The 23,962-nt window shown below is 67.8% G+C and carries 22 protein-coding genes and 1 pseudogene; 17 read left to right on the forward strand and 6 right to left on the reverse strand.

Annotated features, from left to right (window positions below):
* Nucleotides 1–79 precede the first annotated feature (79 nt).
* Nucleotides 80–2,772, reverse strand: a pseudogene (gene topA / locus ABS361_05095) (type I DNA topoisomerase).
* 434 nt (nucleotides 2,773–3,206) lie between these two features.
* Between topA and ABS361_05100 the strand changes: the two are divergent.
* Nucleotides 3,207–3,401 carry a hypothetical protein gene (locus ABS361_05100; GenBank protein ID XBY45652.1) on the forward strand — a complete coding sequence of 65 codons (195 nt, stop codon included), beginning with the start codon at nucleotides 3,207–3,209 and terminating at the stop codon, nucleotides 3,399–3,401.
* 340 nt (nucleotides 3,402–3,741) lie between these two features.
* Nucleotides 3,742–4,080: a hypothetical protein gene (locus ABS361_05105; GenBank protein ID XBY45653.1), complete on the forward strand. Its 339-nt coding sequence runs from the start codon at nucleotides 3,742–3,744 to the stop codon at nucleotides 4,078–4,080.
* A gap of 57 nt (nucleotides 4,081–4,137) precedes the next feature.
* Here the strand turns inward: ABS361_05105 and ABS361_05110 are convergent, their stop codons facing one another.
* Nucleotides 4,138–5,790, reverse strand: a complete 1,653-nt coding sequence (locus ABS361_05110; GenBank protein ID XBY45654.1) for an acyl-CoA dehydrogenase family protein — start codon at nucleotides 5,788–5,790, stop codon at nucleotides 4,138–4,140.
* 164 nt (nucleotides 5,791–5,954) lie between these two features.
* On the opposite strand from ABS361_05110, the gene ABS361_05115 reads away from it, so the two are divergent.
* From ABS361_05115 to dprA, 4 genes are all read left to right on the forward strand, one after another.
* The gene (locus ABS361_05115; protein XBY45655.1) at nucleotides 5,955–6,911 is read left to right on the forward strand and encodes an aspartate carbamoyltransferase catalytic subunit; all 957 of its coding nucleotides are present in this window, start codon (nucleotides 5,955–5,957) and stop codon (nucleotides 6,909–6,911) included.
* Between the two features lie 11 nt (nucleotides 6,912–6,922).
* The gene (locus tag ABS361_05120) at nucleotides 6,923–8,245 is read left to right on the forward strand and encodes a dihydroorotase (protein XBY45656.1); all 1,323 of its coding nucleotides are present in this window, start codon (nucleotides 6,923–6,925) and stop codon (nucleotides 8,243–8,245) included.
* Between the two features lie 32 nt (nucleotides 8,246–8,277).
* On the forward strand, nucleotides 8,278–8,907 hold the full coding sequence (gene plsY, locus ABS361_05125) for a glycerol-3-phosphate 1-O-acyltransferase PlsY (GenBank protein ID XBY45657.1): 630 nt from the start codon (nucleotides 8,278–8,280) through the stop codon (nucleotides 8,905–8,907).
* Between the two features lie 540 nt (nucleotides 8,908–9,447).
* Nucleotides 9,448–10,593, forward strand: coding sequence for a DNA-processing protein DprA (gene dprA, locus ABS361_05130; protein ID XBY45658.1), 1,146 nt, complete (start codon nucleotides 9,448–9,450; stop codon nucleotides 10,591–10,593).
* Nucleotides 10,594–10,627: 34 nt separating this feature from the next.
* Here the strand turns inward: dprA and ruvX are convergent, their stop codons facing one another.
* Both ruvX and ABS361_05140 read right to left on the reverse strand, forming a co-directional pair.
* Nucleotides 10,628–11,161 (reverse strand): Holliday junction resolvase RuvX, encoded by a 534-nt coding sequence (gene ruvX, locus ABS361_05135; GenBank protein XBY45659.1) that lies wholly within the window; start codon nucleotides 11,159–11,161, stop codon nucleotides 10,628–10,630.
* 58 nt (nucleotides 11,162–11,219) lie between these two features.
* Nucleotides 11,220–11,663 (reverse strand): hypothetical protein, encoded by a 444-nt coding sequence (locus ABS361_05140; GenBank protein XBY45660.1) that lies wholly within the window; start codon nucleotides 11,661–11,663, stop codon nucleotides 11,220–11,222.
* A gap of 144 nt (nucleotides 11,664–11,807) precedes the next feature.
* Here ABS361_05140 and ABS361_05145 point away from each other — a divergent pair, with 144 nt between their 5' ends.
* The 8 genes from ABS361_05145 to ABS361_05180 all read left to right on the forward strand — a co-directional run bounded on the left by ABS361_05145 (nucleotide 11,808) and on the right by ABS361_05180 (nucleotide 18,921).
* Nucleotides 11,808–12,530, forward strand: coding sequence for a metal-dependent hydrolase (locus ABS361_05145; protein XBY45661.1), 723 nt, complete (start codon nucleotides 11,808–11,810; stop codon nucleotides 12,528–12,530).
* A gap of 309 nt (nucleotides 12,531–12,839) precedes the next feature.
* A complete protein-coding gene (gatC, locus tag ABS361_05150; protein XBY45662.1) occupies nucleotides 12,840–13,127 on the forward strand; it encodes an Asp-tRNA(Asn)/Glu-tRNA(Gln) amidotransferase subunit GatC in 288 nt (95 codons plus the stop codon).
* Between the two features lie 62 nt (nucleotides 13,128–13,189).
* Nucleotides 13,190–14,683 carry an Asp-tRNA(Asn)/Glu-tRNA(Gln) amidotransferase subunit GatA gene (gene gatA, locus ABS361_05155; protein XBY45663.1) on the forward strand — a complete coding sequence of 498 codons (1,494 nt, stop codon included), beginning with the start codon at nucleotides 13,190–13,192 and terminating at the stop codon, nucleotides 14,681–14,683.
* A 228-nt stretch (nucleotides 14,684–14,911) separates the two neighbouring features.
* Complete coding sequence (locus ABS361_05160) at nucleotides 14,912–16,105, forward strand: hypothetical protein (protein XBY45664.1); 1,194 nt, start codon at nucleotides 14,912–14,914, stop codon at nucleotides 16,103–16,105.
* The gene (locus ABS361_05165; protein ID XBY45665.1) at nucleotides 16,102–16,920 is read left to right on the forward strand and encodes a hypothetical protein; all 819 of its coding nucleotides are present in this window, start codon (nucleotides 16,102–16,104) and stop codon (nucleotides 16,918–16,920) included. Before ABS361_05160 ends, ABS361_05165 begins: the two co-directional genes overlap by 4 nt.
* A complete protein-coding gene (locus tag ABS361_05170) occupies nucleotides 16,917–17,156 on the forward strand; it encodes a hypothetical protein (GenBank protein ID XBY45666.1) in 240 nt (79 codons plus the stop codon). Before ABS361_05165 ends, ABS361_05170 begins: the two co-directional genes overlap by 4 nt.
* A 14-nt stretch (nucleotides 17,157–17,170) precedes the next feature.
* Nucleotides 17,171–17,461, forward strand: coding sequence for a SelT/SelW/SelH family protein (locus tag ABS361_05175; GenBank protein ID XBY45667.1), 291 nt, complete (start codon nucleotides 17,171–17,173; stop codon nucleotides 17,459–17,461).
* A 212-nt stretch (nucleotides 17,462–17,673) separates the two neighbouring features.
* Complete coding sequence (locus tag ABS361_05180; GenBank protein ID XBY45668.1) at nucleotides 17,674–18,921, forward strand: MFS transporter; 1,248 nt, start codon at nucleotides 17,674–17,676, stop codon at nucleotides 18,919–18,921.
* Nucleotides 18,922–19,003: 82 nt separating this feature from the next.
* Here the strand turns inward: ABS361_05180 and ABS361_05185 are convergent, their stop codons facing one another.
* Nucleotides 19,004–19,891, reverse strand: a complete 888-nt coding sequence (locus ABS361_05185) for a YbjN domain-containing protein (protein ID XBY45669.1) — start codon at nucleotides 19,889–19,891, stop codon at nucleotides 19,004–19,006.
* 336 nt (nucleotides 19,892–20,227) lie between these two features.
* Here ABS361_05185 and ABS361_05190 point away from each other — a divergent pair, with 336 nt between their 5' ends.
* The gene (locus ABS361_05190) at nucleotides 20,228–20,353 is read left to right on the forward strand and encodes a hypothetical protein (protein XBY45670.1); all 126 of its coding nucleotides are present in this window, start codon (nucleotides 20,228–20,230) and stop codon (nucleotides 20,351–20,353) included.
* A 57-nt stretch (nucleotides 20,354–20,410) separates the two neighbouring features.
* On the opposite strand, the gene ABS361_05195 is transcribed toward ABS361_05190, so the two are convergent.
* The gene (locus tag ABS361_05195) at nucleotides 20,411–21,016 is read right to left on the reverse strand and encodes a hypothetical protein (protein XBY45671.1); all 606 of its coding nucleotides are present in this window, start codon (nucleotides 21,014–21,016) and stop codon (nucleotides 20,411–20,413) included.
* Between the two features lie 440 nt (nucleotides 21,017–21,456).
* Between ABS361_05195 and gatB the strand changes: the two genes are divergently transcribed.
* Nucleotides 21,457–22,938 carry an Asp-tRNA(Asn)/Glu-tRNA(Gln) amidotransferase subunit GatB gene (gene gatB, locus ABS361_05200; protein ID XBY45672.1) on the forward strand — a complete coding sequence of 494 codons (1,482 nt, stop codon included), beginning with the start codon at nucleotides 21,457–21,459 and terminating at the stop codon, nucleotides 22,936–22,938.
* Between the two features lie 186 nt (nucleotides 22,939–23,124).
* Entirely contained in the window at nucleotides 23,125–23,898 is a 774-nt protein-coding gene (locus tag ABS361_05205; protein XBY45673.1) for a MotA/TolQ/ExbB proton channel family protein, read from the forward strand.
* The last annotated feature ends 64 nt before the right edge of the window (nucleotides 23,899–23,962 follow it).

Genomic DNA, 23,962 nt, shown 5'->3' on the forward strand with positions numbered 1-23,962 from the left:
CAAGCCCGACCATAACGCCAGACGGGTCCGCTGTCGCGTGTCCCCGGGGTGGAGCAGCCGCGCGGGGGCGCGGCTGCGCTCATTCCTTGGCCGCCTTGGCCTTCGGTGCCGCCTTTGCCTTCGGAGCAGCCTTCTTGGCAGCCGTCGCCTTGGTCGCGGTCTTTTTCGCCGGAGCCTTGGTTTCGCCGTCGTCGGCCTCGGTCGCCTTGGCGGTCTTCGGCTTGGCGGCCGCGCGGGCGCCGCCGCGCTTGGCGGAGGCGGGGGCCTTTCGGCGCGCTCGGCCAGGAGCTTGACGGCCAGATCCATGGTCACCGACTGCGGGTCGGTGCCCTTCGGCAGGGTTGCGTTGATCTTGCCGTGGTTGACGTAAGGGCCGTAGCGGCCGTCGCGGACCGTGACCGCGCCGCCGCCGTTCGGATGGGCGCCGAGATCCTTCAGCGCGGCCGGCGCGCCGCGACCACGGCCGCCGGCCTGCTTCTCGGCGATCAGGCTGACCGCGCGATTGAGCCCGACCTCGAACACCTCTTCGATGCCGGCCAGATTGGCGTAGGTGCCGTCATGGGCGACGAAGGGTCCGTAGCGGCCTATGCCGGCGGTGATCGGCTTGCCGCTCTCGGGGTGCACACCCACTTCGCGCGGCAGATTGAGCAGTTTCAGCGCCTTCTCGAGATCGATCGAGGCCGGCTCCCAGCCTTTCGGCAGGCTGGAGCGCTTCGGCTTGTCGCCTTCGCCGAGCTGGACGTAAGGCCCGAACCGGCCGGCGCGCAGCGTCACCTGCAGGCCGGAGGCCGGGTCGACGCCGAGCACCTTGGTGCCGTCGCCGCCGGTGCCGTCGGCGTTCTCGTCGTCGCCGGAGGCCTGCAGCTGGCGGGTGTAGCGGCACTCGGGATAGTTCGAGCAGCCGATGAACGAGCCGAACTTGCCGAGCTTCAGCGACAGGCGGCCGGTGCCGCAAGTCGGGCAGACGCGCGGATCGCCGCCGTCGGCACGCGCCGGGAAGATGTGCGGACCGAGCAGCTCGTTGATCGCCTCGAGCACGTCGGAGACGCGCAGCTCCTTGATCTCCTCGACCGAGGCCGAGAAGTTCTGCCAGAAGGCGCGCAGCACCTCCTTCCAGGACAGTTCGGCGTTGGAGATCTTGTCGAGGCTCTCTTCCAGATCGGCCGTGAAGTCGTATTCGACGTAGCGGCGGAAGAAGCTCTCCAGGAAGGCGATGACCAGGCGGCCCTTGTCCTGCGGCAGCAGGCGGCGCTTGTCGAGCACGACGTATTCGCGATCGCGCAGCACCTGCAGCGTCGCGGCATAGGTCGACGGCCGGCCGATGCCGAGCTCTTCCATCTTCTTGACCAGCGTCGCCTCGGTGTAGCGCGGCGGCGGCTCGGTGAAGTGCTGGTCGGCGGTGATGCGGCGGCGGGCGAGGGCCTCTTCGGCCGTCATGGCGGGCAGACGGCGGTTCTCCTCGTCCTCCTCGTCGTCGCGGCCTTCGGAATAGAGCGCGAGGAAGCCGTCGAAGCGCACGACCGAGCCGGTGGCGCGCAGGTCGCAGCGCTCGGCGCCGCTGGTGGCGACGATCTCGGCGGTGGTGCGCTCGAGCACGGCCGCCTCCATCTGGCTCGCCACCGTGCGCTTCCAGATCAGCTCGTAGAGCCTGGCCTGATCGGGCTCGAGGAAGCGGGCGACGTCCTTCGGCCGGCGGGTCAGGTCGGTCGGGCGGATCGCCTCGTGGGCCTCCTGCGCGTTCTTGGCCTTGGTTTCGTAGTGGCGCGGCTTCTCCGGCACGTAGCGGTCGCCGAAGTCCTGGCCGATCACCTGGCGGATCTGCGGGACCGCCTCGGGCGCGATCTGCACGCCGTCGGTACGCATGTAGGTGATCAGGCCGACGGTCTCGCCGCCGAGCTCGACGCCCTCGTAGAGGCGCTGGGCGAGCTGCATGGTCCGGCTCGCCGAGAAGCCGAGCGCGTAGCTCGCCGCCTGCTGCAGCGTCGAGGTCGTGAACGGCGGCCACGGATTGCGGCGTACCGGCTTCGACTCGATCGAGGCGACCTTGAAGCTGGCGCGCTCCAGCATCTCCTTGATGCGGGTCGCCTCGCCGCCGTTGTTCAGGTCGAGACGGCCGAGCTTGCGGCCCTCGAAGCCGACGACGCGGGCGTCGAACTCGTCCTGCTTGGCCGTGGCCAGACGCGCGATGATCGACCAGTATTCCTGACTGACGAAGGTCTCGATCTCGTGCTCGCGGTCGCAGATCAGGCGCAGCGCGACCGACTGGACACGGCCGGCCGAACGGGCGCCCGGCAGCTTGCGCCAGAGCACCGGCGACAGCGTGAAGCCGACGAGATAGTCGAGTGCGCGGCGGGCGAGATAGGCGTCGACGAGGCTCTCGTCGATCGCCCGCGGGTTCTTCATCGCCTCGAGCACGGACTGCTTGGTGATCGCGTTGAACACGACGCGCTCGACCGGCTGGCCCTTCAGCGCCTTCTTCTCGCGCAGCACCTGCAGCACGTGCCAGGAGATCGCCTCGCCCTCGCGATCCGGGTCGGTCGCCAGGATCAGTTTGGAGGCGCCCTTCATGGCGCTGGCGATCTCGGCGAGGCGCTTGCCGCCGCGGCCGTCGACCTCCCAGTCCATGGCGAAGTCTTCGTCCGGGCGGACCGAACCGTCCTTGGCGGGCAAATCGCGGACGTGGCCGTAGGAGGCGAGGACTTCGAAATCCTTGCCGAGGTATTTGTTGATGGTCTTGGCCTTGGCGGGAGACTCGACGATCACGAGGTTCATGCGGGTGCCGCTTCTTTCGTCTCTCGCCTCCGGAATGCGGGGGGGGGGCCGCATTCCCGAAGCCGCCGCTCGGCGCGGCGCGGGCCGCCGGTCGGAAGGGCCGGGGCGCGTTGGAAATTCAATGCCTGCATGCAATACTCCGGTTGTCAGGATACCGGTTCTTGCAATCAATGCCTGTGCGAACGCCGCCGGGCGGCGGTTCGCAGCCTCTTGAATTGGACGGACGAAGTTCCGCGGTCAAGTCTCACGGTGGTGCCGCAGGCATACGGACCAACCCGGAACCTGAAAATACAACCTGTGATAAATGGACGTGGTTCCGTCGACTGCTAGTATGCATCCTAGGGTGTGTGGTCCCTGGGCAAGTATCGGCAGTCCCTCGCGATTCGACAACTGCTGCGTGGCTCAGGGTTTGGGATCGAACCGTCGAGGCTTGGATGTCCGTGGCTCCTGTCAAACAGCCGATGAAGGCCGCCGACGCCGCGATGTATATCGAGCAGGCCACGGCGGAGTTGCGCGACATGGCGCATCGCACCGGGCTGCCGTTCATCGCCTATCTGCTCGACATGGCGCGGCAGGAGGCCGCGGCCGAGACCGGCACCTATCGTCGCGAGCCGGGCGGTCGCGCCTGAGGGACGGGCCCGGTCGTCGAGTGGTGATTGAGCCGCCCGAGCGTGGCCCGCGAGCGCAGTCTCCAACGCCATTTCGAGCCGTCCTGCTCGTCGCATCGCCCGGCGCGGTTCGCGCATCGCCCGGCGCGGTTCGCGCATCGCCCGGCGCCGTTCGCGCGTCGCCTGTCCGCGGGCTATCGGCGCCGCTCCCGCTCGCAACGCACCCGGTCCTCATCGAAATGTGATGTTGCACGCTCCGCGAGTCCGGTCTCGGCCATGTTGCTGTCGTGTTGCGGCCGTCGTCTGCCGTGACCGCGACAGATTGTCGGTCGATCATGGGACGGAATCGAGGAGCCGTTCCATGTTCGAACGAACCGACCGCCGTCGAGCGGGGGCCTATGCCGTCGCCGGCGCGACGGCACTCCTGACCATCGTTCTGGAAGTCAGCGGCGCCGAGGCGCAACCGGTCGCGATCCCGCTGTTCTTCGGCTTGGCGCTCGCCGCCGCCATCGATCCGGATCGCTGGGTTGCCCATGTCCTTGTCGTCGTCGCCATGCTGGTGGCGGCGGAACTGGCGATGGTGATCGTCAACGGCCACGCCGCTACCGGCGGCCTCGGCCGCCGCGCACTGGTGCCTGGCCTGCTGGTCGGCGTCGCCGGTGCGGCGGTGGTCCGGCTCGCCTGCCGGTCGGCGACATGACCGGCCGGTGCGGGTGCTAGAGCAGGTTGCGCCGGAGGCTCTCGAGCCGGCGCGGGGTCAGCTCGCCGGGAAGGCGTAGTCGACGATGCCGCGTGCGTCGAAGCGGGCATCCAGCATGCCGTAGCTCGCTCGCCACGGGCCGGACAGGCGCGTGTCGACGAAGGCGTCGGTGATCGGGCGCGGCGCGAAGCGGTGCAGTGCCGCAGCGGCGGCCGTCAGCGCGATCTGTTCGACCAGGATACGCGCCGAGCCCTGATCGGCGATGCAGGCCTGGGCCGCCTCGCGGATCAGGTCGGCGGAGGTGCTCGCTTGCCGGTCGAGATCGACGGCGATCTCGCCGACCGCGGCGTCGAACGCCTCCGCGCCATCCTCGACCGTCTTCAGCACGTCGAGCGCCAGCACATTGCCGGGGCCGCCCCAGAGCGCCCAGCCGGGGGCGTCGCGATAGGGGCGGGCGAGATCGTGATCCTCGACGTAGCCGTTGCCGCCGACCGCCTCCAGCGCTTCGGCCGAGACCGCAATGGCGGTCTTGGTGATCCAGTATTTCGCCGCCGGAATCACGAGCCGCGCATAAGCGGCCTCGCCGTCGTCCTCGGCGGCCTTGTCCATGGCATGGGCGATGCGGATGGTCAGTGCGGTCGCGGCGGCGACGTCGAGCGTCATGTCGGCGAGCACGCGCGCCATCAGCGGCTGGTCGAGCAGGTGCTCGCCGGCGATGGCGCGGTGGCGGGCGTGATGGACGGCCTGAGCCAGCGCACCGCGCATGACGCCGACCGCCATGGCGGCGGCGTCGAAGCGCACGTGCTGGAGAATGGTCGCCAGGCCCTCGTTGCCGGTGCCGAGCGTGCCGACCACGATGGCCTCGGCGTCGGCGAACTCGGCCTCGACGGTCGCGCTCGAGCGGTTGCCGAGCTTGTCCTTCAGGCGGACGAAACGGATCGCGTTGACGCTGCCGTCGGCGCGGAGCCGCGGCACCAGGAACAGCGAGGCGCCCTCCGGCGCATGGGCGGTGACCAGGAACGCGTCGGACTGCGGCGCCGACAGGAACCACTTGTGGCCGGTCAGCGTCCAGCCGGCCGTCTCCTCGTCACGGGTCGCGCGCGTGCTCGGCTCGATGAAGGGCAGCGTGCCCTGTTTCTCGGTGATGCCGAGGCCGATGGTGATGCCGGCCTTGTCGGCGGCGGGGGCGAAGCGGTGGTCGTAGCGGCGCGGCAGGGCCCGGGCGAGCCATTCCGTGCCGATGTCGCCGGCCGCGGTCAGCACCGACAGCGCGGCCGAGGTTGACGACAGTTGGAACAGGTGACCGCATTCCGACTGCGCCGCCATCATCAGCCGCGCGGCGCGCAAGGCGTGGCGCCGCTTCTTCTCGGTCTCGTCCTCCTCGTCCCACAGCGAGACGGCGAGGCCGGCGGTCGCGCCGCGACGGACCAGCGCATGATAGGCGGGATGAAACTCGACCTGATCGACGCGGTGGCCGAACGGGTCGGTCGGCTTCAGCGCCGGGCCGTGCAGGTTGGCCATGCGGCCGAGTTCGCGCGCCTCGGCCGAGCCCCAGAACTTGCCGTAATCGCCGAGCGCGACCTCGACGGTCGAGTCGAGCACGCCTTCGAGCGCGCCGATCAGGATCGGGTCGGATTCATAGAGATTGACGGAGGGCTGCGGCGGTGGCTGGTTCACGACCTCGTGGGTCTCGAACGTCGTCGCCGTCATTTCCGCCTCCCGATTCGCCTCGCGACGCAATATAACACGCCCGTCACAGCTCCGGCCGCGCTCGGGGGAGCGGCATTTTCAGTCGCGGTGTCGAAGAGAAGCGGTCGCTCGTCGCGAGCAACTTCTTGCCCCGGCCCCCGACTCCACCTATTGGATCGGCCTCGATGACCAGCGATCGACACGCGGCCGTGCCGGCCTTCCGCCATAAGCACCTCCTCGGGATCGAGGGCCTTGCGCCCTCGGACATCCTCGACCTGCTCGACAAGGCCGAGGAAGAGGTGCTCGTTTCCCGGCAGGTCGAGAAAAAGAAGAACGTTCTGCGTGGTCGCACGCAGATCAACCTGTTCTTCGAGGCGTCCACCCGGACGCAATCCTCCTTCGAGATCGCCGGCAAGCGGCTCGGTGCCGACGTCATGAACATGTCGGTCGCCTCGTCCTCGGTGAAGAAGGGCGAGACGCTGATCGACACGGCGCAGACGCTGAACGCCATGCGCCCGGACATTCTGGTCGTGCGTCACCACGCCGCCGGCGCGGTGCATCTCCTGGCGCGGAAAGTGTCCTGCTCGGTGATCAACGCCGGCGACGGCGCGCACGAGCATCCGACCCAGGCGCTGCTCGACGCGCTGACCATCCGCCGTCACAAGGGCGACATCCGCGGTCTCGTGGTCGCGATCTGCGGCGACGTGCTGCATTCGCGCGTCGCCCGCTCGAACATCCTGCTGCTCAACGCGCTCGGCGCCGAGGTGCGCGTGGTCGGGCCCTCAACGCTGATGCCGAAGGGCATCGACCGGCTCGGCGTCACCGTGCACAAGACCATGCGCGAGGGCCTGCGCGACGCGGACATCGTCATGATGCTGCGGCTGCAGCGCGAGCGCATGAACGGCTCGTTCGTACCGTCGGTGCGCGAGTATTTCCGCTATTGGGGCCTCGACCAGGAGAAGCTCGGCTATGCCAAGCCGGATGCGCTCGTCATGCATCCGGGGCCGATGAACCGCGGCGTCGAGATCGACCCCGAGGTCGCCGACGGCCCGCAGAGCCTGATCGCCGAACAGGTCGAAATGGGCGTCGCCGTGCGCATGGCGGTGCTCGAGGCGCTCGCCGAACATCTGCCCAACGCGTGACGGGAACGCCGATGACCGCTCCGACGACCCTCGACCCACGCGGCGCCGCGGCGCGGCCGATCCTGTTTTCCGGCGCGCGGATCATCGATCCGGCGCGCGGGCTCGATGCGACCGGCGCTGTGCTGGTCTCGGACGGGCGCATCCTCGCCGCCGGACCGGAGGCGCTGAACCAGGGCGCCCCGGACGGCGCCGAGATCGTCGATGCGCGCGGCAAGGTGGTCATTCCCGGCCTCGTCGACATGCGCGTCTTCGTCGGCGAGCCGGGCCACGAGCATCGCGAGACCTTCGCCTCCGCGAGCCGCGCGGCGGCGGCGGGCGGCGTCACCACCATCATCACCATGCCGGACACGGATCCGGTGATCGACGATCCGGCGCTGGTCGATTTCGTGCTGCGCCGGGCGCGCGAAGAGGCGGCGGTCCGCGTCCATCCGATGGCGGCGCTGACCAAGGGGCTCGCCGGCGAGGAGACGGTCGAGATCGGCCTGCTCGCCGAGGCGGGCGCGGTCGCCTTCACCGACGGGCGGAAGTCGGTCGCCTCGAGCCTCGTGATGCGCCGGGCGCTCGCCTATGGCCGCGACTTCGAGGCGCTGATCGTCCAGCATGTGGAGGATCCCTCGCTCGCGGGTGCGGGCGTCGCGACCGAAGGCGAATTTGCGACGCGGCTCGGCTTGCCGGGCATCCCGCGCGAGGCCGAGACGATCATGCTCGAGCGCGACATGCGTCTCGTGGCGCTCGCCAAGGGGCGCTATCACGCCGCGCAGATCTCGACATCGGACTCGGTCGAGATCATCCGCGCCGCCAAGGCGAGCGGGCTCGACGTTACGGCCGGCATCTCGATCGCGCATCTGTCGCTGAACGAGCTCGATATCGGCACCTACCGGTCGTTCCTGAAGTTCTCGCCGCCGCTGCGCGCCGAGGACGACCGCCAGGCCGTGATCGAGGGGCTCGCCGACGGCACGATCGACATCGTCGTGTCGAGCCACGATCCGCAGGACGTCGAGACCAAGCGGCATCCGTTCGCGGAAGCCGCCGACGGGGCGGTCGGCCTGGAGACCCTGCTGCCGGCGGCGCTGCGGCTCGTCCACGACGGCCGGGTGTCGTGGCTGCGCATGATCGATGCGCTGTCGACCCGTCCGGCCCGCCGCCTCGGCCTCGAGGCGGGCACGCTGGCTGCCGGCGCGCCGGCCGATCTCGTGCTGATCGACCCGGACGAGGCTTGGATTCTCGATCGCCATGCGCTGAAGTCGCGGTCCAAGAACACGCCGTTCGAGGACGGCCGCTTCTCCGGTCGCGTGCTGCACACGCTGGTCGGCGGCCGGACCGTGTTCGGCTGAACCCCTTGTCGGGGGCAGAACGGGGAGGGGACATGCCGGAGACGCTGACGGGCTTTTTCGCGACCACGCCGGGCATCGCCGTGCTGGCGGCTGTCGGCTACCTGCTCGGCTCGATCCCATTCGGCCTGCTGATCACACGGCTCGCCGGCCTCGGCGACATCCGCGCAATCGGCTCGGGCAATATCGGCGCGACCAATGTGCTGCGCACCGGCCGCAAGAGCCTCGCGGTCGCGACGCTCGTCGCCGACGCGCTGAAGGGCACGGCAGCGGTGCTGATCGCGCGATGGCTCGGCGGCGAGACGGCGGCGCTGGTCGCAGCGGTCGGCGCCTTCCTCGGCCACACCTTCCCGGTCTGGCTCGGCTTCAAGGGCGGCAAAGGCGTCGCGACCTACATCGGCGTGCTGCTCGGGCTCTGGTGGCCGTTTGCCGTCGCCTTCTGCCTCGTCTGGTTGGCGATGGCCTTCCTGTTCCGGATCTCGTCGTTGTCGGCGCTGACCGCGAGCGTGGTCGTGCCCGCCGGCGCGTTCCTGTCCGGCTATGCCAACGGTCCGACCGCCATCGTCCTGGCGCTGCTCGCGGCGCTTGTGTTCATCCGCCATAGGCCGAATATCGAGCGGCTGCTCGCCGGCACAGAACCGAAGATCGGCGGCGCCAAGGGCTGAGCGGACTGGAAACCGTCGGTTGCCGTGCTATATTCCGGAGTGAGAGGCGAGCTCGCGCCCGCCTCTCGTTTGTTGCTAGATGATCTGGATCCGGACGGTTACTTGCCAGGACGTCCGGGTCCTTTTCACTTCAAACGTGATTGCGAACGGTCTCAGCCGCATCGCCTTCACCTCCGGTTTGCAGGCGAGGCCGTCGCCTCGGTTCGGGCGGCCCATCCCCCGAATGCGCTCCCCTGGCGGACCGCGGCTGCTTTCGCCTGCAACCTGATCACCCTGCATTCAATCCGAGGATGTGCAATCGCACGCGGTGTTGGTTCGCCGCGCCACTGCAGTGAGCATGCGCGCGTGGTCGATCGGAGTCAGGCCAGGAATGTCAGTCTTTCGCGCATGTCTGGCCGAATGCCTTCGCTGCCGCGGCCGGGCCGGTCGGAACTGACGCGGAGAAAAGATTTGCAATCTTTCGGCGAGCGTGATCCCATTCGGTTGTAATTCTGCTGCCCGGTCGATCGGGCGAGGCCGCCGAACCAGGACCAGATCCGCATGGAGATCCGCTTTGCCGACGTCGAGCCCGGGGGTGTCGCGCTCTCCGAGGGACAACGGCGGGCGTGGCTGAAGCTGATCCGCTCCGAGAACGTCGGGCCTGTCACATTCCGCCAGCTGATCAACCACTTCGGCGCTGCCAGTGCGGCGCTCGACGCCTTGCCGGATCTCGCCCGGCGGGGCGGGGCGCAGCGGCGGGTGCGGATCGCGACCGATGCCGAGATCGATCGCGAACTCGCCGCCGCCGAGGCTGCGGGCGCGCGGTTCGTGGCGCTCGGCGAGCCGACGTTTCCGCCGCTCCTGCGCCGGATCGAGGGACCGCCGCCGATCATCGCGGTGGCGGGCGGCGAGGGCGTGCTGGTCCGGCCGGGCATCGGCATCGTCGGGGCACGCAACGCCTCGATCTCCGGGCGCAAGATCGCCGGGCAGTTCGCGCGCGGGCTCGGGTCGGCCGGCTTCGTTGTCGTGTCGGGGCTCGCGCGCGGGATCGATGCGGCCGCGCATGAAGGTTCGATCGATACGGGCACGATCGCCGTGCTCGCCGGCGGGCTCGACCGGCTCTATCCGCCGGAGAACATCGATCTCGCCCGCCGGATCCGCGAGGCACACGGGGCGCTCGTCTCCGAAATGCCGTTCGGCTGGGAGCCGCGCGCCCGCGACTTTCCGCGCCGCAATCGGCTGATCTCCGGGCTGTCGCTCGGCGTCGTGGTGGTCGAGGCCGCCGCGCGCTCGGGCTCGCTGCACACGGCGCGCTTCGCCGCCGAGCAGGGCCGCGAAGTGTTCGCGGTGCCGGGGTCGCCGCTCGATCCGCGTGCGGAAGGTGCCAACGACCTGATCCGCGAAGGCGCGACCCTGGTGACCAAGCCCGATCACGTGGTCGAGGCACTGGCGCCCTTGATCGGCGAGCGCTTCGCGCTGCCGGAGGCGGAGGAGCCGGCGCGCGACGATCTGGATTTTTCCGGCGAGCCGACCGATGCGGCGCGGCGCCTGGTGATCGAGGCGCTCGGGCCGACCCCGACGGCGGTCGACGAGATCATCCGCGCGACCGGGCTGTCGCCCGGCGCGGTGCAATATGTGCTGCTCGAACTCGACCTCGCCGGCCGGCTCGAGCGGCAGGGCCAAGGGCGGGTCAGCCTGCTGATGTGAAACTAAGCCTCTTCAATCGACTGCGAGGCTTTGTTCAGTCGCGCGTGCCGGCCGTGTCCGCCGAGCCGAGCACGCCTTCGGCCGCGGCGGCCCGCGCCATGCCCTGCATGCGGTCGAGCACGCCTTGCAGGATGTAGGCGGCGGCCATCTTGTCGACGACCTCGGCGCGGCGGGCGCGGCTCGCATCGGCATCGAGCAGCGTGCGGGTCACCGCGGCGGTCGACAGGCGCTCGTCCCAGTAGACGATCGGCAGGTTCGACAGGGGCTCCAGATTGCGCACGAAGGCGCGCGTCGCCTGGACGCGCGGGCCTTCGGAGCCGTCCATGTTGAGCGGCAGGCCGATGACCAGCGCCGCGATCTCGTGTTTGGCGCAGATCTTCAAGAGCGCTTCGGCATCGGCCTTGAACTTCACGCGCCGGATCGTCTCCAAAGGCGTCGCGATGCGCCGACCGAGGTCGGAGAGGGCGAGGCCGATGGTCTTGGTGCCGAGGTCGAGGCCGATCAGGCGCGCGGCGGGCGGCAGCCGTTCGGCGAGTTCGGCGAGGGTGATCGCGGTGTCTTTGGCCATGGCCGTCCTTACACCGGGGACGCGCGGCCGGGAAGGCGCGTCGCGGCGGCGTGTGCGGTCACGGCTTCACCGCGACGCGCTTCTTCTTGCGGCGGACCTCGTTGATCACCTTGGCGAGGCGGCTGACCAGCATCTCGGCCTCGCCCTCGTCCAGCTCGGCGACGAAGCTCATCTCCTCGAGCATGCGCGCTTCGACCTCCTGGCGGCTCTCGGCCTTAACCTTGTCGACCTGACGGGCGAGTTCGATCAGGCGCTGGATCTCCGGCTCGTGCTCGACGCCGTCGAGCCGGCGCGCGATGGTCAGCACCGCTTCCGAGATGATGCCGAGTTGCTTGCCGAAGCTCGCGACCTGCTCGGTCACGCGCTTCTCGATCGCCGGATTGCCCTGGTAGCTGACCTGCGTGATCTGGCCCCAGTTCGTCATGGGCGCGATGCTCTGGACGTTGTCCGGCAGATTGAGCGTCCACCATGACCAGGGATACGGCAGGGCCGATTGCGACATCGAAAAACCTCGTCGAACAATATTGCCGGCTGAGCATATCACATGTCGCCGACACGCCCAGCCGACCGAACGACCCTCTTTTCAACGGGCCGAATCTCGGGACTATTGTCGGCTACTAGGCCCGTGGACGAGGAAGCGCCCGAGATGAAGATCACCTGGTATGGCCATTCGACCTTCCGCATCGAGATCCCGGCCGAGAACGACAAGGGCAAGGTCGAGATCCTGCTCGACCCGTTCCTGAACGGCAATCCGAAGGCGCCGGTCACGATCGAGGAGGCGGCCGCCGGGCTCGACCACATCATCGTCAGCCATGGCCACGACGATCATATCGGCGATCTCCTGCCGCTTGCGCGCGCCTCGGGCGCGACGGTGACGGCGAACTGGGAGATCGCGATGTTCGCCAATTCCAATGGCATCGAGGCGATCAATCCGATGAACTCGGGCGGCACGGTCGATCTCGGCGCCTTCAAGGTGTCGCTGACGACCGCGCATCATTCCTCGGCCAAGTCGAACGGCGACGGCACCTTCGCTTATCTCGGCAATCCGCACGGCATCGTCATCGCCGCGCCGGGCCAGCCGACGCTCTATTACGCCGGCGACACCGACATCTTCGGCGACATGGCGCTGATCGCCGAGCTCTACCAGCCGACAATCGGCATCCTGCCGATCGGCGACCGGTTCACCATGGGCGCGAAGTCGGCCGCGCTCGCCGCGCGACGGTTCTTCAAGTTCACCGACGTCGTCCCGTGTCACTACATGACCTTCGGCCTGCTCGACCAGACGCCCGACGCCTTCGTCGCGGCGATGGAAGGCTCGGGCGTCGCGGTTCACGCACCGGCGCCGGGCGGGACGGTCGAGATCGGCTGAACGCCGGCGCCGCGAAGCGCCGGTTCGTTGCCTCGGGGCCAAACGCCGTTCCTTGCGCCCGCGCGAAGCCCGTTCCTTGCGCCCGCGCGAAGCCCCGTTCCTTGCGCCCGCGCGAAGCCCCGTTCCTTGCGCCCGCGCGAAGCCCCGTTCCTTGCGCCCGCGCGAAGCCCCGTTCCTTGCGCCCGCGCGAAGCCCCGTTCCTTGCGCCCGCGCGAAGCGCGGTGCTAGAAGGCGGACCGAACGGGTTGCGGTCGTTCGCGCCCGCTCACCCGCGCTTTCCGCCTTCTCATCGAACGGGATCAGCCCTCCATGTCCGTCGATCGCTCGACCGTCGTCCGCGTCGCCCATCTCGCCCGTATCAAGGTCACGGAGGAGGAGGCGGCGAAGCTCGAAGGCGAGCTCAATTCGATCCTCGGCTTCGTCGAGCAACTGGGCGAGATCGACGTCTCCGGCGTCGAACCGATGACCTCGGTCGTGCCGATCGCGATGAAGAAGCGCGACGACGTCGTCAACGACGGTTTCATCGCCGACAAGGTTGTCGCCAATGCGCCGATGACCGAGGACCATTTCTTCGTCGTGCCGAAGGTCGTCGAGTGAGGCGCATCCACGCCGCCGCTCCGTTTCGCACGCCAACGCTCTCCTGATCCGGGATTTCCGCCGTGACCGATCTCACGAAGCTCTCCATCGCCGAGGCCCGCGACGGCCTCAAGGCCAAGACCTTCAAGGCCGCCGAACTGACCGAGGCCTATCTCGGCGCCATGGAGAAGGCGCGTTCGCTGAACGCCTATGTGCTGGAGACGCCCGAGAAGGCGCGCGCCATGGCGGCGGCCTCCGACGATCGCCTCGCCAAGGGCGAGGCACGGCCGCTCGAGGGCATCCCGCTCGGCGTCAAGGACCTGTTCGCGACCGAGGGCGTGCGCACGACCGCCTGTTCGAAGATCCTCGGCAACTTCGTGCCGCCCTATGAGTCGACCGTCACGTCGAACCTCTGGAACGACGGCGCCGTCATGCTCGGCAAGCTCAACAATGACGAGTTCGCCATGGGCTCGTCGAACGAGACCAGCGCCTTCGGTCCGGTGACCAACCCCTGGCGCCGCAAGGGCGACGATGGATCGATCGATCCGACCCCGCTCGTGCCGGGCGGCTCGTCGGGCGGTTCGTCGGCCGCGGTCGCGGCGCGGCTCTGCGCGGGCGCGACCGGCACCGACACAGGCGGCTCGATCCGCCAGCCGGCGGCTTTCACCGGCACCGTGGGCATCAAGCCGACCTATGGCCGCTGCTCGCGCTGGGGCATCGTCGCCTTCGCCTCGTCGCTCGACCAGGCCGGCCCGTTCGCGCGCACCGTCCGCGATGCGGCGATCCTCTTGAAGTCGTTCGCCTCGGTCGATCCGAAGGACACGACCTCGGTCGACCTGCCGGTGCCGGACTACGAGGCCGCGGTCGGCAAGTCGATCAAGGGCAAGGTGATCGGCATTCCGAAGGAATACCGCGTCGATGGCATGCCGGCCGAGATCGAGAAGCTCTGGGCCGATGGCATCGCGTGGCTGAAGGCGGCCGGCGCCGAGATCCGCGAGATCTCGCTGCCGCACACCAAATACGCCCTGCCGGCCTACTACATCGTCGCACCGGCCGAGGCGTCGTCGAACCTCGCGCGCTACGACGGTATCCGGTACGGCCTGCGCGTGCCGGGCGACGACATCGTCGACACCTATGAGCGCACGCGCGCCGCAGGCTTCGGCGACGAGGTGCGCCGGCGCATCATGATCGGCACCTACGTCCTGTCGGCCGGCTACTATGACGCTTATTACGTCCGCGCCCAGAAGGTGCGCACGCTGATCAAGCGCGACTTCGATCTGGCCTTCCACGCCGGCGTCGATGCGATCCTGACGCCGGCTACTCCGTCGGCGGCCTTCGGCATCGGCGAGAAGTCGGGCGGCGATCCGGTCGAAATGTACCTGCTCGACATCTTCACCGTGACCGTGAACATGGCCGGCCTGCCGGGCATCGCGGTGCCGGGCGGGCTCGACCCGAAAGGGCTGCCGCTCGGCCTGCAGCTGATCGGCCGGCCGTTCGAGGAGGAGACGCTGTTCCAGGTCGCGCAGGTGATCGAGGACGCCGCCGGAACCTTCGCGCCGGAAGCCTGGTGGGGCTGAAGGCGCGCGGAGCGGGGGGGGGCGGGGTAAAGCCGACGAGGCCGCCAGCCTGAGCTTGGCGACGGAAAATGCTGCCGAGCTCGCGCTGGACGCGCTCCTAGGCGTGTTTCCGCTGCAACGGAAGCCGGCAAACCCGGCAAATGGGATGATTACGGGCTAGTGCCGGGCCGGCTCCCGGTATCAAATGCGAACCGGTCGCACGACAACGCGGGCGATCGGGAAAAGCCCATGATCGCCAAGCACTCCGCTCGATTCCTCGCCGCCCGACTCGCGTTCGGCCTACGTCCGGATCGTTCCCGGATCGTCGGCGCCTTCGTGATCGCCACGGTGCTGCTCGGGGCCTCTACCGTCGTGACCGACCAAGGTGCGCGGGCGGAGCAGTCTCAGGTGTTCTCCTCGGAGGATCTGATCCACGGCAAGACCGCGACGCAAGCACAGTGCGCGAGCGGCCCGCTCGGCGTATGGGTCAGCGTCGGCGGTCGCGGCGAGTGCATCCGCTACTACCTTTCCAACGCGGGCGGGCCGTCGAAGGTTCCGGTCGTCTACATGCGCGGCGACATTCTGCCGTCGCCGCAGGCGGGGCGCGATCCGGCGGTGCCGCAATACTATATCGACGAGACCTACGAGACGCTGCAGCGCAACGTCGACAGCTGGTCGCGCGTCTATCAGGGCACGTACATCCTGCTGGCCCGGCCGGGCACCTACGGGTCGTCGGGCCGCGAACTCGACCGGCGCTCGAACCGGGAGGCGCAGCTGGTCGACGCCGCGCTCGATGCGATCAAGGCCCGCCACGGCTACCGCGCGTTCAATCTGGTCGGCCAGTCCGGCGGCGGCCATCTGGTCGCGGCGATGGTCGCGCGCCGGCACGATGTCGGCTGCGCGGTGATGGCGTCGGCGGTGCTCGCGGTCGCCAAGCGCGCCGAGGAGGCGGGGCGGCCGATCGCGCAGAAGTACCGCGCGACGCTCTACGACCCGATCGACCATGTCGCCGAGATCCGGGCGCGGCCCGGTCTGCGCATGATCGTCGTCTCCAATCCGGACGACCGCACCGTGCCGATCGATACCCAGCTCGCCTATGTCGAGGCGCTGCGCAAGCGCGCGATCCCGGTCGCGACGATCGAGGCGCGCTCGTTCGACGACGCCGGTCACGATCTCGCCCGCCACGGCATCCGCGCGGCCATCGCCTGCGCCAAGGGCACGCCGTTCGAAGGCATCAAGCAGGTGGTCATGGCGACGCAGCCGCCGGTCGAGCCGGCAAAGCCGGCCGCTACACCGACGCTGGTCGCGAGCCCGGAAGTGCCGGCGGCCGAGGTGCCTGCCGCGGTCGTCGGCGCGTCCAGCCTTGCGACCGCCGGCACGCCGCCGGTGCAGCCGCCGGCCGGCGCGGCGAGCCAGGCGCAGGGGGCGGTGGAGGTCCGGTGACAGTATCGAGTGATCTTTCTCGTGGCCGCGACGGCCGGCCGTCGCGTGCGCGGCCGTTCGGGGCGTGCCTGCGTCGCCTCGGTGCGGCCATGGCGCTCGCCATCGTGGCCGCAGCCGGCTCGGCCGCACCGGCCGGCGCCGTGCAGACCTTCTCGGGCGAGGCGCTGATGAACGGCGTCAAGATCGGCCATGACGCCTGTCTCAAGATCGAGCGGACCGTCTGGGTCGAGGCCTTCGGCGAGGGCTTCTGCGTCCGCTATTATGTCGGCGGCAATCCGCGTGGCCGGTCGGCGGCGGTGTTCTTTCCCGGCGACGCCTTCGGTTTCGACGAACGCGGCAAGATCGCGCCGGATCCGGGCTACCTGACGCAGGCGCCGGAATTCGTCGATGCGGCCGTGCGGGTGTGGTCGCAGCGGCTCAATGTGCCAGTGATCTTCTTCGGCCGGCTCGGCATGCACGGCTCGTCCGGCTGGCACGGCGACCGGCGCACCGCGCTCGAGGTCGCCGTCACGCGGGCTGCACTCGATGCGATCAAGGCGCGCGAGGGCGTCACGGGCTATCACCTCGTCGGCCAGTCCGGCGGCGGCATCCTGGTCGCGGCGGCGCTGGCGGCGCGATCGGATGTCGGCTGCGCGATGATCGGCTCGGCGCCCTTGTCGTTCCCGGTCTTTGCCAAGACCTACGGCATCACCATCCGCAAGGACGGCCGCCGCGCGCATTACGACGCCGTGCCGGATGCGGCCGCGATCGCGGCGCGGACGAAGGGGATGCCGCCGGAAGCACCGGGCAGGGCGGTGGGACGCGGCTGTTCGTGATCACCGATCCGAAGGACACTGCCGTGCCGCCGGCCTCGCAATCGGCCTTCACCAAGGCGGTCGAGGCCGCGGGCGGGCGCGTCACCACCATGTTCACCGGCGGGCGCGGCGCGCAGCATCATGCGGTGACCGAGAAGGCGATGTTCTCGGCTGCCATGTGCATCGCCGGGGCGCCGGACGCCGCGATCCTCAAGCGCTACGGCGGCACCGGTCCGGACGACCTGCCGCCGCCGTGAGCGAGGACGCGACCATGTCGAAGCCGCGGATCACCATCACCTACTGCCGCCAGTGCAACTGGCTGCTGCGCTCCGCCTGGATGATGCAGGAGCTGCTCTCGACCTTTTCCGAAGAGCTCGGCGCGGTGACGCTGGTGCCCGGCACCGGCGGCGTGTTCACGATCGAACTCGACGGCGACCTGATCTGGGACCGCGTCCGCGACGGCGGCTTCCCCGAGATCAAGGTGTTGCGGGCCAAGGTGCGCGATATCGTCCAGCCGGACAGGAACCTCGGCCACACCGACCGCGCGCTCGGGCGCGAGTGAGGGGCGCGAATGACGGCCGCGAGCGCGGGCGTCGCCGCATGGCCTCCATGCCGCGCGCGCCCTTGCCGTCGCGGCTGCGCACCGGTCATGTCGGCGCCGGACGATCGCGCGGGGCAGCGCCGATCCCTTGCGGCACCTGACATGAGCGGCAGGCCAATGAGCAGCAGGCTATGAGCAGCAGCCGATGAGCAGCAGCCGATGAGCAGCAGGCCATGAGCAGCATCTGGGCGGAGCGCGAGTTCCGGTTCTATCTCGCCGCCGCGACCGTCCAGCGCTTCGCGGCCGCGGGTCTCGTCGTGCTGCTCGGCTATCAGGTCTATGCGCTGCGCAAGGAGCCGCTCGACCTTGCTACGCTCGGCCTGTTCGAGGCGGTGCCGGGCATCACGCTGGTGCTCTATGGCGGCCATCTCGCCGATGTCCTGAACCGGCGCCTGATCGTGATCGGCTGCGGGGCCGCGCTGGCGGCGATCGCGGCGGGGCTCGCGATCGCCTCGGAATTCGGCCTGACGCTCGTCTTCCTGCTCGGCGCGGCGCTGGTCGCCGCCTCGGCTAAGGCGTTCCTGTCGCCGGCCATGCAGGGGCTGGAGGCGCAGGTGCTGCCGGCTGATCAGGTGTTCGCCGGAATTCCGATCGTCGCGGTCGCCGGCCGCATCGGCGACATCGCCGGGCCGGTGTTCGTCGGCTTCGCCTATGCGGCGGCCGGGCCGTCGGCGACCTATGGCGTGCTCGCCGTGCTGTTCGCGGTCGTGTTCGCGACCATCCTCATCGGCATCGCGGCGAAACCGACGCCGGCGAAGCCGGAGCAGAAGATCTCGGCCGCGCGCGCGATCCGCGAGGGCATCGTCTTCGTGTTCCGCGAGAAGGTGCTGGTCGGCTCGATGGCGCTTGATCTCTTCGCGGTCTTCTTCGGCGGCGCGACGGCGCTGCTGCCGGTGTTCGCGACCGACATCCTGCATGTCGGCCCAGTCGGCTTCGGCCTTTTGCGCGCCGCGGCCGCCGCCGGATCGCTGGTCGCCGCCGTGCTCGCCTGGCGCGTGCTGCCGCGCGAGCGGGCGGGGCTCGCGCTGCATGTCATCATCGCCGGCTTCGGCGTCGCGATGATCGTGTTCGGCCTGTCGACCGACATCGTGATCTCGCTCGTCGCGCTGTTCGTCTCCGGCGTCTGCGACGGCTTCAGCGTGGTGATCCGGCAGTCGATCGTGCGCCTCGCGACCCCCGACCACCTGCGCGGCCGGGTCGCGGCGGTGCGCATGGTGTTCATCGGCTCGTCGAACGAACTGGGCGCGGTAGAGAGCGGCCTCGCGGCCGCGTGGCTCGGCCCGGCACGCGCGGTCTGGATGGGCGGCGTCGTGACGCTGATGGTCGTCGCGGGCGTGTCGCGGCTGGCGCCAGAGCTGATGGGGCTGGATATCGAGGAATTGGGGCGGCGGCAGGCGGCGGGGCAGGGCGCCCATGTGTGACCGAGCGAGCGCGTGAGTGAGCCGGGGGTCTTTCGAGCGACGCCCCGCCGTGATGCCGGCGGGGCGCACGCGTTTGCGGGCCTTACTTCTTGGCGAGGAACGCCTTGAAGTCGACGATCGTGTCGGTCCAGCGTGCGATGCTGGCATCGAGATTGGCGCGGGCGACGCCGGCGCTCAGGTTGACGTCCTGCACGATGTTCGGATCGCCGTCCTTGTCGATATAGGCGCGCGCCCAGCGCTTGGTCTGATTCCACTCGTTGATCTGCGCCGGCGTCGGCTTCGTCGTGGTCGAGAGCCCGTAGTAGAACTGGATCGAGCTGCAGGAGGCGCCCTTGTCGCAGCCGTAGAAGTAGATCGCCCAGCCGTTCCCCTTCGACTTCAGCTTCAGGGTCGGATCGCCGTGACTGTCCTTGCTGGCGGTCGCCTCGCCGTAATTCTTGGCGACGGCCAGGATCGCGTCGACATCGGTGCCGTCGATCAACGCTCCGGCGCCGCCCTTCGCCGGCGCGGCGGCGGCGGTCGCCGGGGCGCCATCGGGCGGGAACGACGACAGCGGGCGCTTGGAGGGCGGGATCGGCGCCTGGGCGATGCCGGCCGCGGTCGCGGCGGTAATCGGCTCCTTGGCCATCTCGGCGATCATGGCGTTGAACTTGTCCGTGCCCCAGACGCAGGTCTCGGCGTCGTGGCCGCTCAACTGGGTGATACTGTTCTTGACCATCATCTCGAAGGTGCCATCGGGTACCTTCAGCGTGGTGATGATGGCGCCGATGTTCTTATCGAGTACGGCGCCGATCGGCTTCTCGACATCGAATTTGCAGACGGCGCCGAACGCCAGGATCGTCGCGTAACCGCTCAGCGCGCCGGCGCCGAGTTCGGTCTTGGTCTGAGCCTGCGCTGGACCGGAGAGGGGGCCGAACATCACGAGCAGCGACGTCAGTGCCGCGGCGCGAACGGAATTGCGAACAGTCATAAAGGAACCCCGAAAATATTGTGATGGATAGAACGCGATGACGTCTCGTCATCTCTTCGCAAAATGCATTGTCGCTCTAGCGGCGGCAAGGCCTGTTTTTCTTTTCTATTATGACTGTTTTGTCAGGAAATCATGAGTTGTATCGCGATTGGGCGGGTTTTGCGTTTCGTGCCACGGGCGGGTCGTCGATCGAACCGAGGACGAAGCGTGGCGACGGCCGCGTCGCCTTTGTCATTGCCGCGCGCGACGCGGCAATCCAGGGCGAGGGACGCGCGTCCCCTCGCGCATTACCGGCCGAAGCGCCCGCCGTTCTGGACGCCCGGGTCGAGCCCGGGCGTGACAAACGGGATGGGCGGCGTCGTGACGCTGATGGTGGTCGCGGGTGTGTCGCGGACCGCGCCGGAGCTTATGGAACTCGGTATGGAGGAACTGGGGACAACTGCGCGGACGCCGGACGCGTGATTGCCGTCAGCCCAAGAGCGCACAGTTCTGTATTTGGGATGTTAAGTAAGAATCTTACTATTCAATTTCTTCGATAGAGTGGACATTAAGTACGCGATAGGCATGCGGGGTGCCGTTGATGTATTCTACGTTTACGTCTATCAGAAATGCTTTTTTCAACGGATTTGTAGTTCCTCTGAGTTCTGATTTTATCAGCTGACCTGCAAGATCAGATGCGTAAACAAGGCGTAGAGGGCGGTCTGAAATCGTCGCAATTATGCCCTTTTCTCCTGCCGATTTTCCCGCCCGCGCTTCGTCGAGGCTCGCTTGGTGAAGCGTCATGAATACCTGCTTATGAATCTCCTGATCGGAAATTCGCCGTTCGATTTTTTCCTTTGTGATATTTACGTCGATTATTCTTGCTTGGTCTGACGTAACAGAGAACTCACTGCGAATCTCTTCCTTGCCCGTCTTGTGAATGAGTCGTGCTTTTAAATCTAAATTGCCTCCGCTTGTGTCTTTTACTATTGCCTTCAATGCGTCGTGAAATGAGTTTATGTCTTTGTTGCTGAGTTCCGGGTTTCGTCCCCCTGGTGTTAGCCACGGTTCGATCCTTGATTTAAAAAATTCTACATATTCTACAATTTGTTTTACTTGTTGAATATCTGATGCGAGAAGTCCCATATAAGGCGCTAGGTCGAATATTACAGATCCGCTTCTAACGTCTTTGACTATCAGGGCGTTGTCAATATCGACCGCGGGCTCGCTGATTTGGTTTAACTGCCTGTATTGAGAATCGATTGCCCGTAGAGATGTCGTAAGTTCGAGTAGGCTTAACGGTCGTGCATGAATTCGTACTGTTAAGAGTGCGCCAGACTCGGGATTCATTTCTGATTGCCCTCGATTTTGGCGCGAGCTTAACAATAACTACGGAACCGTGTCTAGCTGGTTGCAAAAGGATTGGGTTGCTCGCGTCGGGGTTCGCTAAAGAATGGTCGCATTGCGAACCGGCGGTCATGCCGTCCGATTTTCGGGCGCTCCAAAATCGGCGAATCCCTTGATCCCGCCCCCAACTCCCGCTACCCCTCGACCTCCAGCTTCCGTACGCAACAGGCCTGCCGTCCATGAACGCTCCCGTCCGTTCCGCCAAACCCTCGCAGCTTCTCAAGGGCGCCACCGGCGATTGGGAAATCGTCATCGGCCTCGAGGTCCATGCGCAGGTCAATTCGAACGCAAAGCTGTTTTCGGGGTCGTCGACCGAGTTCGGCGGCGAGCCGAACAGCCATGTGAGCCTCGTCGATGCGGCGATGCCGGGCATGCTGCCGGTCATCAACAAGGAGTGCGTGGCGCAGGCCGTGCGCACCGGGCTCGGGCTGAAGGCGCACATCAATCTGCGCAGCGTGTTCGACCGGAAGAACTATTTTTATCCGGACCTGCCGCAGGGCTATCAGATCTCGCAGTACAAGAGCCCGATCGTCGGCGAGGGTGAGATCGTGCTCGACATGCCCGAGGGCGAGACCGTCGTCGTCGGCGTCGAGCGGCTGCATCTGGAACAGGATGCGGGCAAGTCGATCCACGACCAGTCGCCGACCTTCTCCTACGTCGACCTCAACCGTTCGGGCGTCGCGCTGATGGAGATCGTGTCGAAGCCGGACATGCGCTCGGCCGAGGAGGCCAAGGCCTATGTCTCCAAGCTCCGGACGATCCTGCGCTATCTCGGCACCTGCGACGGCGACATGGAGAAGGGCAACCTGCGCGCCGACGTGAACGTCTCGGTCCGCAAGCCGGGCCAGCCGTTCGGCACGCGCTGCGAGATCAAGAACGTCAACTCGATCCGCTTCATCGGCCAGGCGATCGAATACGAGGCGCGCCGGCAGATCGGCATCCTCGAGGACGGCGGCACGATCGTGCAGGAGACGCGGCTGTTCGATCCGGGCAAGGGCGAGACGCGCTCGATGCGCTCGAAGGAAGAGGCGCACGACTACCGCTACTTCCCCGATCCGGACCTCCTGCCGCTCGAGTTCGAGCAGGCCTACGTCGACGCGCTCGCCGCCGAGCTGCCCGAACTGCCGGACGAGAAGAAGGCCCGTTTCGTGAGGGATTACGGCGTCACGCCCTATGACGCGATGGTCTTGACGCTGGAGCGCGCCTCGGCCGACTTCTTCGAACAGGTCGCCAAGGGCCGCGACGCCAAGATCGCGGCGAACTGGGTCATCAACGAGCTGTTCGGTCGCCTGAACAAGGACGGCAAGGGCATCGAGGATAGCCCGGTCTCGGCCGACCAGCTCGGCGCGATCATCGACCTGATCGGCGACGGCACCATCTCGGGCAAGATCGCCAAGGATCTGTTCGAGATCGTGTTCACCGAGGGCGGCGATCCGCGCGCGATCGTCGAGACGCGCGGCCTGAAGCAGGTGACCGACACGGGCGCGATCGAGGCCGCGATCGATGCGGTGATCGCGGCGAACCCCGACAAGGTCGAGCAGGCCAAGGCCAAGCCGACGCTCGCCGGCTGGTTCGTCGGCCAGGTGATGAAGTCGACCGGCGGCAAGGCCAACCCGCAGGCGGTCAACGACATCCTGAAGAAGAAGCTCGGCATCGAGTGAAGACGGCGTGCGCCGCGGGCGTGTTTCGCCGCCCGCGTCGCTGCACCGAGGTTCCGCAAGGGCGAGCGCCGGCGAAAGCCGGCGTTTTGTTGTGACCGCCCGCGGCGTCAGCGGTAACGCTTCCTTTCCGTCTCCCATGCAATCGTCCGGACCAGACCTCGACTTGTGCTGCGTTCGGGTGGACCGATGGATTTCGCGACGTTCCTGGGAATTGGCGGCGGCTTCGGCGTGCTGGTTCTCGCGGTCATGATGGAAGGCTCCAAGCTGAGCCAATTCATGGACCTGCTCGCCACCAACGTCGTCATCGGCGGCGCGCTGACCACGACGCTGGCGCGTTTCACGCTCGGCGGCTTCCTGTCGGCCTTCGGCACCGGCCTCAAGTCCGTGACCTTCAATCACCATGTCTCGGCGCGGGAGATGATCGAGAAGATCTCCGAGCTCGCCGACGTGGTGCGCAAGCAGGGACCGCTCGGCCTCGAGCAGGTCCAGATCGAGGACGAATTCCTCAACAAGGGCATGCGCATGATCGCCGACGGCTTCGACCTCGGCGTCATCCGCGAGACGCTCGAGCGCGAGCGCGACCTGCACATCGAGCGGCTCGAGGACGCGCACAAGCTGTTCAAGTTCATGGGCGACGCGGCGCCGGGCATGGGCATGGTCGGCACCATCATCGGTCTCGTGTCGATGTTCTCCCACATGGACGACCCGAAGAAGATCGGTCCGGGCATGGCCGTGGCACTGCTGACGACGCTCTACGGCGCCGTCATCGCCAACGTCGTCGCGCTGCCGATCGCCGACAAGCTGTCGATCAAGGCGGCCGAGGAATCGATCAACCAGACGCTGGTGATCGACGGCGTGCTGCTGATCCGCGAGGGCAAGAGCCCGGGCGTCATTCGCGACATGCTGCTCGCCTATCTGCCGCACAAGAGCCGCGCGGCGCTGATGGAAGAGGCCGCCTGAGCGGCCTCGACGGAGCCTGCGCTGGCGGGCGTGACGGCGGGCAGGGATCCCGCGCTCAATCAGG

It is taken from the genome of Ancalomicrobiaceae bacterium S20, assembly GCA_040269895.1.
Lineage (GTDB): Bacteria > Pseudomonadota > Alphaproteobacteria > Rhizobiales > Ancalomicrobiaceae > Methyloraptor > Methyloraptor flagellatus.